At 67.0% G+C, this 12,700-nt stretch carries 13 protein-coding genes; 9 read left to right on the top strand and 4 right to left on the bottom strand.

Annotated features, from left to right (window positions below; translation table 11 throughout):
- Positions 1–178 precede the first annotated feature (178 nt).
- Complete coding sequence (locus AC06FB_RS09835; protein ID WP_053516923.1) at positions 179–388, top strand: cold-shock protein; 210 nt, start codon at positions 179–181, stop codon at positions 386–388.
- A 72-nt stretch (positions 389–460) separates the two neighbouring features.
- Here the strand turns inward: AC06FB_RS09835 and AC06FB_RS09830 are convergent, their stop codons facing one another.
- Together AC06FB_RS09830 and AC06FB_RS09825 are read right to left on the bottom strand one after the other, a co-directional pair.
- Entirely contained in the window at positions 461–955 is a 495-nt protein-coding gene (locus AC06FB_RS09830; RefSeq protein ID WP_053516924.1) for a glycine zipper 2TM domain-containing protein, read from the bottom strand.
- Positions 956–1,091: 136 nt separating this feature from the next.
- Positions 1,092–1,526, bottom strand: a complete 435-nt coding sequence (locus AC06FB_RS09825; protein ID WP_322523407.1) for a hypothetical protein — start codon at positions 1,524–1,526, stop codon at positions 1,092–1,094.
- Between the two features lie 79 nt (positions 1,527–1,605).
- On the opposite strand from AC06FB_RS09825, the gene AC06FB_RS09820 reads away from it, so the two are divergent.
- Positions 1,606–2,421 (top strand): tRNA threonylcarbamoyladenosine dehydratase, encoded by an 816-nt coding sequence (locus AC06FB_RS09820; RefSeq protein ID WP_065175470.1) that lies wholly within the window; start codon positions 1,606–1,608, stop codon positions 2,419–2,421.
- 35 nt (positions 2,422–2,456) lie between these two features.
- Here the strand turns inward: AC06FB_RS09820 and AC06FB_RS09815 are convergent, their stop codons facing one another.
- Both AC06FB_RS09815 and AC06FB_RS09810 read right to left on the bottom strand, forming a co-directional pair.
- The gene (locus AC06FB_RS09815; RefSeq protein ID WP_322523437.1) at positions 2,457–3,230 is read right to left on the bottom strand and encodes a TatD family hydrolase; all 774 of its coding nucleotides are present in this window, start codon (positions 3,228–3,230) and stop codon (positions 2,457–2,459) included.
- On the bottom strand, positions 3,227–3,442 hold the full coding sequence (locus tag AC06FB_RS09810) for a DUF6116 family protein (protein ID WP_053515346.1): 216 nt from the start codon (positions 3,440–3,442) through the stop codon (positions 3,227–3,229). The genes AC06FB_RS09815 and AC06FB_RS09810 overlap by 4 nt, the downstream gene beginning before the upstream one ends.
- Before the next feature lie 162 nt (positions 3,443–3,604).
- On the opposite strand from AC06FB_RS09810, the gene AC06FB_RS09805 reads away from it, so the two are divergent.
- The 7 genes from AC06FB_RS09805 (at position 3,605) to AC06FB_RS09775 (ending at position 12,597) form a co-directional block, all read left to right on the top strand.
- Entirely contained in the window at positions 3,605–4,447 is an 843-nt protein-coding gene (locus AC06FB_RS09805) for a glycine zipper 2TM domain-containing protein (RefSeq protein ID WP_053515348.1), read from the top strand.
- A gap of 109 nt (positions 4,448–4,556) precedes the next feature.
- Entirely contained in the window at positions 4,557–5,099 is a 543-nt protein-coding gene (locus AC06FB_RS09800) for a GNAT family N-acetyltransferase (RefSeq protein ID WP_053515349.1), read from the top strand.
- Positions 5,100–5,226: 127 nt separating this feature from the next.
- Positions 5,227–5,886: a glutathione S-transferase family protein gene (locus tag AC06FB_RS09795; RefSeq protein ID WP_478053633.1), complete on the top strand. Its 660-nt coding sequence runs from the start codon at positions 5,227–5,229 to the stop codon at positions 5,884–5,886.
- A gap of 88 nt (positions 5,887–5,974) precedes the next feature.
- Positions 5,975–8,254, top strand: coding sequence for a thiamine pyrophosphate-dependent enzyme (locus AC06FB_RS09790; RefSeq protein WP_478053632.1), 2,280 nt, complete (start codon positions 5,975–5,977; stop codon positions 8,252–8,254).
- A gap of 3 nt (positions 8,255–8,257) precedes the next feature.
- Positions 8,258–10,198: an asparagine synthase (glutamine-hydrolyzing) gene (gene asnB / locus AC06FB_RS09785; protein ID WP_065181970.1), complete on the top strand. Its 1,941-nt coding sequence runs from the start codon at positions 8,258–8,260 to the stop codon at positions 10,196–10,198.
- 65 nt (positions 10,199–10,263) lie between these two features.
- Complete coding sequence (locus AC06FB_RS09780; RefSeq protein WP_322523405.1) at positions 10,264–10,824, top strand: NADPH-dependent FMN reductase; 561 nt, start codon at positions 10,264–10,266, stop codon at positions 10,822–10,824.
- A gap of 348 nt (positions 10,825–11,172) precedes the next feature.
- Positions 11,173–12,597: a replicative DNA helicase gene (locus AC06FB_RS09775; protein ID WP_053515359.1), complete on the top strand. Its 1,425-nt coding sequence runs from the start codon at positions 11,173–11,175 to the stop codon at positions 12,595–12,597.
- The last annotated feature ends 103 nt before the right edge of the window (positions 12,598–12,700 follow it).

Here is a 12,700-nt window from a genome sequence, read left to right as displayed (position 1 = left end):
TTCGTTTTGGCCGGGTTAAGTTGCAGTCGCTGAGCTTGGCAAGGTCACCGTGGATCGTGGCCTGATGAAGCAAGATCTTCCCGATCCGCTGCATCGATGCACCTCGCTTCCCCCTTGCTTGTCAGCCGCCCACAAGGCGTTTCCAACAACAAGAGAGAGTCATCAGGGAGTTAGTGAGATGTCCGAACGCGAGAACGGTACTGTCAAGTGGTTCAACGATGCAAAGGGCTTCGGCTTCATCAGCCGTGAAAACGGCGAAGACGTGTTCGTGCACTTCCGCGCCATCCAGACCCAGGGCTTCAAGAGCCTGAAGGAAGGTCAGAAGGTCACCTTCACCGTCGTGCAGGGCCAGAAGGGCCTGCAGGCCGACGCCGTGCAGCCGATCTGACCGGTCTGCAGCCGTCACATGAAAAAGGCCCGCGCAAGCGGGCCTTTTTCTTTGTCCGGGGCCGGCAGCGGATCAGCGCAGGATCACCCGGCCGTTGACCACGCGAACGTAGGTGTTTTCGCGGATGCCGCCCAGATCACGCTGGTTGACGACGATGGTGCGTCCGTCATCCATGCGCACGCTGATGTCATACGTATCGCTGGTCACGTTCTTCTGGATCTGGTTGCCGGCCAGCGCGCCACCCACGGCACCCGCCGCTGCGGCGATGTTCTTGTTGCCGCGGCTGCCGCCGGTGTGGTCGGAGATCTCATGGCCGGCAACCGCACCCACGATGCCGCCGAGGATCGCGCCGGTCGCGCTGGGCGCAGTGCGGCCGGACTGCACGGTGTTGATGCGGGTGACGATGCCGCAGTCGGCGCAACGGCCCTGGTTGTAGCCGGAGTTGTTGCCGTAGCCGCCGTTGTTGTACCCATTGTTGTAGCCGCCGCCGCCGTAACCCGGCGAGGTGGCGCAGCCGGCCAGGGCGAGGGTGGCGATGGCACTGGCGGCGATGAGCTGGATCTTCATGGGGCGTCTCCTGGCCGTGAAGGCGGATGTGTTGGGTGGTACTGCGTCATGCAGCAGGGTGCGCGAATCGTCTCCTTTCCAACGTGAACAAGACGCCAATCAACGCCGCCATGACCGGCTGCGGGATGAACGCTGTTCAACGGAAATCCTGATGGCAGGCGCGGCAGTCCGCCTGCAGCGTCTGCACCACCTGGGCCAGCGCGGTGCAGTCTGCCGGTGGCGTCGCCAGGGCGGTATTGAGGCCGGCCCGGTACTGGCTGGCATGCTGCTGGAACTGCGCGCTGTCCTTCAGGCCGGGGAAGGCCAGGTCCAGGTCGTTGGAGAGCAGGCGCAGCGTCTGCAGGCGCGGCACGCTGTCGGCCAGGCTGCAGCGGTTCTGCTGTTGAGCCTGCTGCAGCAACTGGGATTGCCGCTGCATCACCTGCATCAGGCTGTCCGGGAAGGGGTCACGGCGGGCCTGCAGGGCGCGGCCGACCATCACCGTGGCGATCAGGCCGATCAGCAGACCCAGCGCGAGCACGAACAGGTAGCGATAGGCGGAAGACGGCGGGCGAGGGGGGCTGGCGTTCATGGCGGGCTCTCCGGGTGTGCAACGGTAGGTTCGACCCGGCGTGCTGTGGACGCCGGCCGCTGCACGTTAAAATAGACCGATGAACGAACAGGTCAAACAACGCTTCGCCGGCATCGAACGGCTGTATGGCGTGGGTGCGCTCGAGCGCCTGCAGGGCAGCCGCGTGGCGGTGGTCGGCATGGGCGGGGTCGGCTCGTGGGTGGTCGAGGCGCTGGCGCGCTCGGCGGTCGGCCATCTCACCCTGATCGATGCGGACGACATCTGCGTGTCCAACACCAACCGGCAGCTGCCGGCGATGGAGGGCAATTACGGGCGCAACAAGGCCGACGCCATGGCCGAGCGCTGCCGCGCGATCAACCCGGAACTCGATGTCGACGCGGTGCAGGCGTTCCTGACCACCGCCAACATGGCGGAACTGCTTGATCGTCGCTTCGATCTGGTGATCGATGCCTGCGACAGCTTCCGGGTCAAGGTGGAGACCATCGCCTGGTGCCGCCGCCGCAAGCTGCCACTGCTGACGGTGGGCGCCGCGGGTGGCCGCACCGATCCGACCCTGGTACGCATCCGCGATGTCTCGCGCACCGAGCACGACGCGATGCTGGCGCTGATCCGCAAGAAGCTGCGCAGCGAGTTCAACTTCCCCAAGAACGCCAAGCGTTACTTCGGCGTGCCGGCGGTGTACTCGCTGGAGAATGTGAAGTATCCGCAGGCCGATGGCAGTGTCTGCGGCCTCCGTCCCAACCTGGGGGCGGACGCTGCGCTCAAGCTTGATTGCGGCTCAGGGCTGGGGGCAGCCACCCATATCACCGGTGCCTTCGCCTTTGCCGCCGTCGGCAAGGCGCTGGAAATGCTGCTGGAGCCGAAGAGGGTCAAGTCCGAATCCGTTGAGGCTTGACCGGTAGCGCCGGGCCATGCCCGGCGAAACGGCGATCAGGCGGCCGGCAGCGCGAACAGCCGCCGCGCGTTGTCGGTCGTGGTCCTCGCTACCGTCTCCAGGTCGGTCTGCCGCAACGCCGCGACGTGGCGCGCGATGATCGAGAGGCGTGCCGGCTCATTGCGCTGCCCACGGATGGCCGCGTCGGGCTGATCGGGCGCGTCCGTTTCCAGCAGCAGCTGCTCCAGCGGCATCTCCCGGACCAGCCGTTGCAGGCGCTGTGCCCGTTCGTAGGTCAGGGGGCCGCCCAGACCCAGCAGGAAGCCCTGCCGATGCAGCTGTGCCGCCTGCTCCGGGCTGCCGGAGAAACTGTGCACCACGCCGCGCAGGCCACCGATGCGGCGGATCGCTGCGATCACCGCATCCACGGCCCGACGCGCATGCACGATCACCGGCAGGTCGAAGTCGCGCGCCAAGCGCAGCTGGCCGGTGAAATAGGTCTGCTGCGCCTCCGCATCCAGGCCTTCCACGAAATAATCCAGGCCGCATTCGCCGATCGCCCGCGGACGCTCACGCTCGATCCATTCCCGCAGCAGCGGAAGGTGCCCGGCGCGATGCTCGGCAAGAAACATCGGATGCAGCCCGTACGCGGGGTACAGGCCGGATGCCTGCTGGCAGACCTCGCGCAGCTTCGGCCAGCTGGCGGCGGTGACGGCCGGCACGACCTGGAACTGCACCCCGGCCGCGCGCGCGCGCTCGATCACGGCGGCACGGTCGGGGTCGAACTCGCCTGCATCGAGATGGCAATGGCTGTCGACCAGCACGCTCAGCGCTGCTCCAGCGGTGGCGGCGTGCGGGTGCCGCGGCTCTTCCAGTTGGCCAGCAGCAGTGTGCCCAGGCCCAGCACCAGCTCATCGACGAAGGGAAGCGGATCGGGAATGAACAGGGTCAGCGCGAACAGCCCGGCCGTGAGCTTGAACAGCGTGGGGTAGCGCAGCCGGCGCGCCCATTGCAGTACCGGCAGCAGCATCGGGTTGGCCATGGCGGGATCCTCCTGGTGAATATGCAAACGCTACCACGGGCCCAGCATTTCCCGATGCTGAATGGGTTACGGCGACGAGCAGGAAATGTGGAGATTCCGTTCAGGGAGGCCGTGCTGCAATCTGTGCCGAGAACGTTGCGGACGGTCCGCAAGGAGCAGGTCATGAAAAGCACAACTACAACTGTCCTGGTCGCAGCGGGCGCGCTGCTGGTGGGTGGTATCGCCACGGCCGCCTTCATGAAGAGCGGCAACCCTTCGCCGGATTCCATCAGCGCCGGCGCCCCCAACGGCGAATCGCGCCTGGCCGATGGCAGCGGCACCGACGATGGTGCGCGTGGCAACCAGCTCGATGCCACCGCGCCGCGCGGCCTGGAGTATGCCGATGTGCTGAAGGTCGACCCGATCACCGAAAAGCAGAAGGCGTACGCCACGGTCATCGGCACCGACGCGGTGCGCGAGACCTCCACCACCCAGACGCCGCACGAGGTCTGCCAGGATGTGGTCGTGCAGGAACGCCTGCCCGAGCGTGATGGCAACGTCGGTGGCACCGTCGCCGGCGCGGTGATCGGTGGCCTGCTGGGTAATCAGGTTGGCGGCGGCAATGGCAGGAAGGCGGCGACCGCAGCCGGTGCCGTGGCCGGCGGCCTGATCGGCAACCAGGTGGACAAGCGCCACGTCGGTGGCCGTGTGGTCAACCGCACCGAGCGCCAGTGCCACACCGAGACCGCCACCTCCGAGTCGAGCCGTGTCACCGGCTACAACGTCACCTATCGCAACGAGGACGGCACCACCGGCACCATGCGCATGGCCAGCAAGCCCGGCAACCGCATCGCCATGGGCACCAATGACGTGGTCAAGGGTTACAACGTGACCTACCGCTATGATGGTGCCGAGAAGACCGTGCGCATGGACAACAAGCCAGCCAGCGATCGCCTGCCGGTGGTCGATGGCCAGCTGGTCACGCAGACAGCGGCAGCCGGCGCCACGGCACCGACCCGCCAGTAATCCTGCCGCTGCAGCGGACAGGCGACAGGCCGGCTTCTGCCGGCCTGTCTGTTTTTGTGGCCGGGTGACATTTGCGATGATGGCGCTCCGTCATCGCCCTGGAGTCGGCATGAGCATCTTCGACCTGCGCCTGGAAACCGAGCGCCTGATCCTGCGCCCACCGCATCGCGAGGATTTCGAGCCCTATCTGGCGTTCTGCGCGGATGAAGAGGTGATGCGCACGCTGGGCGGAGTGCAGCCACCGTCGGTGGCATGGCGCGGATTCTGCAGCCTGGCTGGCGCGTGGCAGTTGTTCGGCTTTTCGATGTTCAGCGTGATCGAGAAATCCAGTGGTGAGTGGGTCGGTCGCATGGGGCCCTGGCAGCCACAGGACTGGCCGGGCACCGAGGTCGGCTGGAGCATCCGGCGTGCCAGCTGGGGCAAGGGCTACGCGCCGGAGGCGGCGACCGCTGCGATCGACTGGGCATTCAACGCACTCGGGTGGGAGGAGGTGATCCATACCATTGCCGAGGACAACGAGAATTCCCGTGTCGTGGCCCGCAAGCTGGGCAGTACGCTGCTGCGCATGGGCGAGCTGCCGCCGCCGTACCAGGGCAAACCGATGCAGATCTGGGGGCAGTCGCGCCAGCAGTGGCAGCAGCGCGTGCGCTGAGGGGCTCGACGGGCTGCATCCAGCGGCGGGCTGCGCGGTGGGCATGCTGCACCCGCGCTTGGCATCGGCGGGCGCGCTTGCCAGACTGCGCGCAACCGGTCGTCGGCCGGGTCTCCTGGAGCAGGCAATGGTGGAAGAACGCGTTCCGTTGACGGTGCATGGCATGTCCGTTTCAGGCAATTGCCACAAGGTGCGCATGCTGCTGGAACACCTCGGCAGCCGCTATCGCTGGGTGGAGGTGGACAGCGCCCATGGCCAGACCCACACGCCGGAGTTCCTGGCATTGAATCCCAATGCGAAGGTGCCGTTGATCGTGCGCGAGGACGGCCGCGTGTTGACCGAATCGAATGCAATCCTGTTCTGGCTGGCCGAAGGCACGCCCTACCTGCCCGGCGATGGCTGGGAGCGGGCGCAGGCGTTGAGCTGGATGTTCTTCGAGCAGTACACGCATGAACCCTGCGTGGCGGTGGCCCGTTTCATCCGTGGCTGGACGCCGGCCGACTCCGCGCGGCGCGCCGAACTGCCGCGCCTGCAGGAGCGCGCCAGCACCGCACTGGCGGTGATGGAACAGCACCTGCGGCAGTCGCCCTGGTTCACCGGCCGCAGTTATGGCATCGCCGATATCGCGCTGTTTGCCTACACCGACGTTGCCAGCGATGGTGGCATCCGCCTTGATCCGTTCCCGCAGGTGCAGGCCTGGCTGCAGCGGGTCCGGGCGCAGCCGCGGTTCGTGCCGATGCCGGCCGTGGGCGCGGAGGTGCTGGCGCGATTCAACGCGGTGGCCTGATTCCAAGGGGAGCGTCGGGCAGGCCGACTGCGGGGGACGCCGGGCGGGCCCGCGCCACGCTACGCAACAACGACACGGAGGGTGTTCGATGTTCGCTGTGGTTCCAGATCCCATTCCCGCGCGCATGCGCGGGCTCAACCGCGCCGAAGTGTGCGACGTCAATTTCCTGGAGGCGGTGCGCGGCTGGCGGGGCACGCCACGGCCACGGCCCGCGCCGCACGCGCCGATCCTGCCAGGCAGCACGCTCAGCGCGGCGGCCTTTGCCGACCTGTTCGATTCGCAGCTGGCCAGCCGCCAGCTGGACCTGATGGCACGCGTGCTGCGCGTGCAGAACAAGGTCTTCTACACCATCGGCTCGTCCGGACACGAGGGCAATGCGCTGTTGGCGCGGGCCTGCCGGCACACCGATCCTGCGTTCCTGCACTACCGCTCCGGCGCCTTCATGGCCGAGCGCGCGCGGCAGGTGCCGGGCATGGATCCAGTGCGCGACGCGGCACTGTCGTTCGCCGCCAGCGCCGACGATCCTGCCAGCGGAGGCCGGCACAAGGTGTGGGGCAGCCGGCCGCTGTGGGTGTTGCCACAGACCTCGACGATCGCCTCGCACCTGCCCAAGGCGCTGGGCACTGCGTTGGCCATCGAGAGCGGCAAGCGCCTGGGCCAGCCGTTGCCGATTCCGGCCGACAGCATCGTGGTCTGTTCCTTCGGCGACGCCTCGGCCAATCACGCCACCGCACAGACGGCGTTCAACACCGCCATGTGGTCGGCCTACCAGAAACTGCCGGCGCCCATCCTGTTCGTCTGCGAGGACAATGGCCTGGGCATTTCGGTGAAAACACCAGAAGGATGGATCGCCGAGCGCTTTGGCGGCCAGCCGGGACTGGACTACTTCTTCGCTGACGGGCTGGATCTGGCCAGCGGCCATGCGCAGGTGCAGGCCGCGGTCGAGCATTGCCGGACAACCCGCAGGCCGACCTTCCTGCACCTGCGTACCACGCGGCTGATGGGGCATGCCGGTACCGATTTCGAGGTGGAGTGGCGCGCGTTGCCGGAGCTGTGTGCGGCGGAGGCGCAGGATCCGCTGCTGCGCTCGGCGCAGATCGCGATGGAGTCGGGCTGGATGGATGCCGCGGACGTCGAGGCGGCCTATGAAGCGATGCGTGTGCGCTGCATGGCGGCCGCCGCCGACGCCGAGCGCCAGCCGAAGCTGCAGTCCCTTGAGCAGGTGATGGCACCGCTGGCGCCCTATACACCTGCAGCGGTGCACGCCGAGGCCCGGCGCGCGGTCGCGGACGAGGCGCGACTGTCGCGGTATGGCGGCGCCGACGCATTGCCGGAGCGACAACCGCCGCGTCATCTGGCCATCCAGATCAATCACGGACTGCAGGAACTGCTGTGCAAGTATCCGCAAAGCCTGTTGTTCGGCGAGGATGTGGCGCAGAAGGGAGGCGTGTACACCTTGACCCGCGACCTGCTGCGTCGTTTCGGCCCGCGTCGGGTGTTCAACACGCTGCTGGACGAGACCATGATCCTGGGCATGGCGCAGGGGCTGGCCAACATGGGCATGCTGCCGATCCCCGAGATCCAGTACCTGGCCTACCTGCACAATGCCATCGACCAGATACGTGGCGAGGCGTGTTCGCTGCAGTTCTTCTCCAATGACCAGTTCCGCAACCCGATGCTGGTGCGGGTGGCAGGGCTGGGCTACCAGAAGGGATTCGGTGGCCATTTCCACAACGACAATTCGATCACCGCCCTGCGCGACATTCCCGGCCTGGTGGTGGGCTGTCCCTCGCGTGGCGACGATGCCGTGATGATGCTGCGCACGTTGGCGGCGCTGACCCGGGTGGATGGCCGCGTGGCGGTGTTCCTGGAGCCGATCGCGCTGTACATGAGCAAGGACCTGCACGAGCCGGGTGACGGCCAGTGGCTGTTCGACTACCCGCAACAGGGCCAGGCGCTGCTGCCGGGGGAGGGCCGGGTGTATGCCCCCGAGGCGCAGGATCTGGTGATCTACACCTATGGCAATGGCGTGCCGATGGCGCTGCGTGCCGCGCGGGTGATCGACCAGCAGCTCGGGTGGCAGGTGAGGGTGGTCGATCTGCGCTGGCTGGTGCCGCTGGACGGCGGATTCATTGCCACCCAGGCGGCCACGGCGCGGCGCGTGCTGGTGCTGGACGAGGGGCGTCACAGCGGTGGCGTGGGCGAGGGGGTGGTCACGGCCCTGGTCGAGGCCGGCTTCGGTCACCTGCCGCTGCGTCGGGTCTGCGGCGCCGATACCTATACGCCGCTGGCGGGGGCAGCAATGTTCGGCCTTCCAAGCGACAATGCGGTGATTGGCGCCGCCCTCGACCTGGCGCAGGAACCCTGATGCATGTGTGGATTGGCGGGAATGCTGTTGCCGGCACCGATGGTGCCGGCCGAGGAACTGCAGGCACAGGCCCTGGCCATGGGCCAGGCGCTGCACCATCGCGGGCCGGATGATGGTGGCACCTGGGTCGATGCCGCTGCCGGGATCGCACTGGCGCACCGCCGGCTGAGCATCCTCGATCTGTCCCCGCTGGGCCACCAGCCGATGGCATCGTCCGACGGCCGCTATGTGATGGCCTACAACGGCGAGGTCTACAACTTCGCGGCCCTGCGCGCCGAACTGGAGCCGCTGGGCCATGCGTTCCGTGGCCACTCCGATACCGAGGTGCTGCTGGCTGCGATCCTGCAGTGGGGCCTGGAAGACACCCTGCAGCGCTGCAACGGCATGTTCGCCATCGCTCTGTGGGACCGCAGCGAGCAGTGCCTCTGGCTGGCCCGCGACCGGGTCGGCAAGAAGCCGCTGTACTACGGCTGGGCCGGTGACGCGCTGGTGTTCGGTTCCGAGCTGAAGGCACTGTGGCAGCATCCAGCGTTCGACAACGATATCGATCGGGATGCGTTGACGCTGCTGTTGCGGCTGGATTACATCCCGGCGCCGCACAGCATCCATCAGCGCTGCTACAAGCTGATGCCCGGCCGGGTGCTGCGGGTGGATGCGCCGATGGTTGCCGCCGGAGCCGGCGCGCACCGGCCGGAGCAGGCGCAGCGTCCGTACTGGGACGCGCGTGCGCGCATGCAGGCCGCACTGGCCGCACCCTTCCAGGGCCGCATCGAGGAGGCCGAGGAGCAGCTTGATGCCCTGCTGCGCGACGCCGTGGCGTTGCGCATGGTCGCGGACGTGCCCGTCGGCGTGTTCCTGTCCGGGGGGACCGATTCGTCGCTGGTGGCGGCGCTGATGCAGGCGCAGAGCAGGCAGCCGGTGCACAGCTTCAGCATCGGTTTCCAGGATTCAAGCCACGATGAGGCACCGCTGGCCAGGGAACTGGCCGCGCATCTGGGCTGCGACCACACCGAACTCTACGTCAGCGGGGCCGACGCACTGGCGGTGGTGCCGCAGTTGCCGACGATGTTCGACGAGCCTTTTGCCGATGCCTCGCAGGTGCCGACCGCGCTGGTGGCCCGGCTGGCAAGGCAGGGGGTGACCGTGGCCTTGTCCGGCGATGGTGGCGATGAGCTGTTCTTCGGCTACACCCGCTACGTGCGCGCGCTGCGCAACTGGCAGATGCTGGGTCGCGTGCCGGGCCCGCTGCGGCGGTGGATGGGGGCCCGCGCGCAGCAGCAGGGCGAGGCGTCGCGCACGGGAGGCCTGGCGGCGCTGCTGGCCGAAACCGGCGCCCGCGGCATCGGCGATGTGTACCGCAACCGCATTTCGCGCTGGCGTGACCCGGCGGCGGTGGTGCCCGGTGCGCAGCCGGCTGGCAGCTTCTATGACCTGGCCGATCCGCTGCACGGTGCGGGCACGCCGGCAGACGCGATGATGCTGGCCGATTTCGTGACCTACCTTCCTGATGACCTGCTGTGCAAGGTCGACCGCACTTCGATGGCGGTCAGCCTGGAGGCGCGTGCGCCGTTGCTGGACTGGCGGGTGGCCGAGTTCGCCTGGTCGCTGCCGCTGGGCTTCAAGCGCAGTGAAACGACCAGCAAGGTCCTGCTCAAGCGCGTGCTGGGCCGATACGTCCCGCACGCGATGGTGCACCGGCCCAAGCGTGGTTTCGGTGCGCCTGTCAGCGACTGGCTGAAGGGCGACCTGCGGCCGTGGGCCGACGATCTGCTGCAGCCTTCGCGGCTGGAACGCGAAGGCGTGCTGTCGGCGGCCGCGGTGCAGCCGCTGTGGCAGCAGTTCCTTGGCGGCCAGCGCAAGTGGCACACGCATCTGTGGAACGTGCTGATGTTCCAGGCATGGCAGGCCCACTGGCGCCAGGTCCGGGCCAGCATCAGCGGCTGACCTTCACTGCCTGGAAAGGGGACGGTGAATAGGATGGGTTTCCCGCACCATGAGGAGTCCGTCCGATGTCCGTTCCCACCATCGCCGTGTTCGTCGGAAGCCTGCGCCGGGAGTCATGCAACCGCCGGCTGGCCCATGCACTTGAAAAGCTTGCCGGCGACCGGGCCCGGTTCCAGTACGTGCAGATCCGCGACCTTCCCCTGTATGACCAGGATTTCGACGCCGATTACCCGCCATCGTGTGTCCGCCTGAAGGAGCAGGTGCGTGCCGCCGACGCCGTGCTGTTCGTGACACCCGAATACAACCGTTCGGTGCCGGGCGTGCTGAAGAACGCCATCGACATCGGCTCGCGCCCCTATGGCGACAGTGCCTTCGCAGGCAAGCCCGCTGCGGTGATCGGTGCGTCCATCGGCCAGATCGGCACCGCGGTGGCCCAGCAGCACCTGCGCAACAGCCTGGCCTTCCTCGACATGCATGTGCTCGGCCAGCCGGAGGCGTTCATTCATTTCAAGGACGGCCTGATCGACGCCGACGGTACGATCCACAACGAGGCCACGCGGGAATTCCTGCAGGGGTATGTGGACCGGTTCCTGGCGCTGATCGCGGTGCACGTGAAGGGCGATTGAGACGTATGGGGTCAGAGCCCTCTGCGTTGCAGAGGGATCCGACCCCAGCCACATCCGGGGTCGGATCCCGGCGCGCAGCGGCGGGCTCTGACCCCACTTGCAGCTGAGCGGGCCAGAGCCCGTACGCTGCACGGAATCCGACCCTGGCCGGCTGATCTGCGATAATGACGCACTCGGGCGTCGCACGGGCGCCCGTCGCAGGCAGTGCGACGCCTCCGCGCCATTCTGGCCAGGCTCCGGCGGATATCCCCCGTTCTTCCACGGCTTATCCACAGGCTTGTCCATGGCCGCCAGGGTCGGCGCATGCCTACACTCGTCTGGCCCCTCTTTTGCAGGAAACACCGCCGCATGTCCGCCCGTCCCGGCTTCCGTTCCAACCGCAGAGACCGCGGTGATGGCTTCGAACGCGATGATTCGCGCATCGACCAGCTGCGGGTGCCACCGCATTCGGTGGAGGCCGAGCAGGCGGTGCTGGGTGGCCTGATGCTGGCACCCGAAGCGTTCGACCGGGTCAACGACCAGCTGACCGAGACCGACTTCTATCGCCGCGATCATCAGATGATCTACCGCGCGATCCGAGAGCTGTCCGAGCGTGACCGACCCTTCGATGCGGTGACGCTGGGCGAATGGTTCGAATCGCAGGGCAAGCTGGAGCTGGTAGGGGATGGCGCTTATCTGATCGAACTGGCCAGCACCACGCCGTCGGCGGCGAACATCGCGGCCTACGCCGAGATCGTACGTGACAAGGCGGTGCTGCGGCAGCTGATCCAGGTCGGTACCGACATCGTCAACGATGGTTTCCAGCCGGAAGGCCGCGACAGCAGCGAGCTGCTGGCGTCGGCGGAAAAGAGCGTGTTCGCCATTGCCGAGCAGGGCGCACGCGGGCGTACGGATTTCGTCGCCATGCCCGGCGCGCTGAAGGATGCCTTCGAGGAACTGCGCAACCGCTTCGAGAACGGCGGCAACATCACCGGCCTGCCAACCGGCTACAACGATTTCGACGCGATGACGGCCGGCCTGCAGCCGACCGACCTGATCATCCTGGCCGCGCGCCCGGCGATGGGCAAGACCACCTTCGCGCTGAACATCGCCGAGTATGCGGCGATCAAGTCGAAGAAGGGCGTGGCGGTGTTCTCGATGGAAATGTCCGCATCACAGCTGGCGATGCGACTGATCTCCTCCAATGGCCGGATCAACGCGCAGCGCCTGCGTACCGGCCAGCTGGAAGACGAGGACTGGAGCCGCGTCACCAGCGCGATCAAGATGCTGAAGGAAACCAAGATCTTCATCGACGACACGCCGGGCGTATCGCCGGAAGTGCTGCGCTCCAAGTGCCGCCGCCTCAAGCGCGAGCACGACCTGGGCCTGATCGTGATCGATTACCTGCAGCTGATGAGCGTGCCCGGCAACAGCGAGAACCGCGCGACAGAAATCTCGGAGATCTCGCGTTCGCTGAAGGGCCTGGCCAAGGAGCTGAACGTGCCGGTGATCGCACTTTCCCAGCTCAACCGCTCGCTGGAAACGCGTACCGACAAGCGCCCGGTGATGGCTGACCTGCGCGAATCGGGCGCCATCGAGCAGGACGCGGACATGATCGTGTTCATCTACCGCGACGACTACTACAACAAGGAAAACTCACCGGACAAGGGCCTGGCCGAAATCATCATCGGCAAGCACCGTGGCGGCCCGACCGGTTCGTGCAAACTGAAGTTCTTCGGCGAGTACACGCGTTTCGACAATCTGGCCCACGATTCGGTCGGTTCGTTCGAGTAGGGCTGCCGGCCGCGGGCAGGCGATCTCCTTCTGTTCTGCAAGAGCAGGGCGCGTGCCCGGCTCTTTGCGTTGGTGCGCGCGCAAGGCGCGTACCTTGCCGGGC

It is taken from the genome of Stenotrophomonas sp. Steno-C15 (genome assembly GCF_056393265.1).
This window is presented reverse-complemented; position numbering and strand designations above follow the sequence as displayed.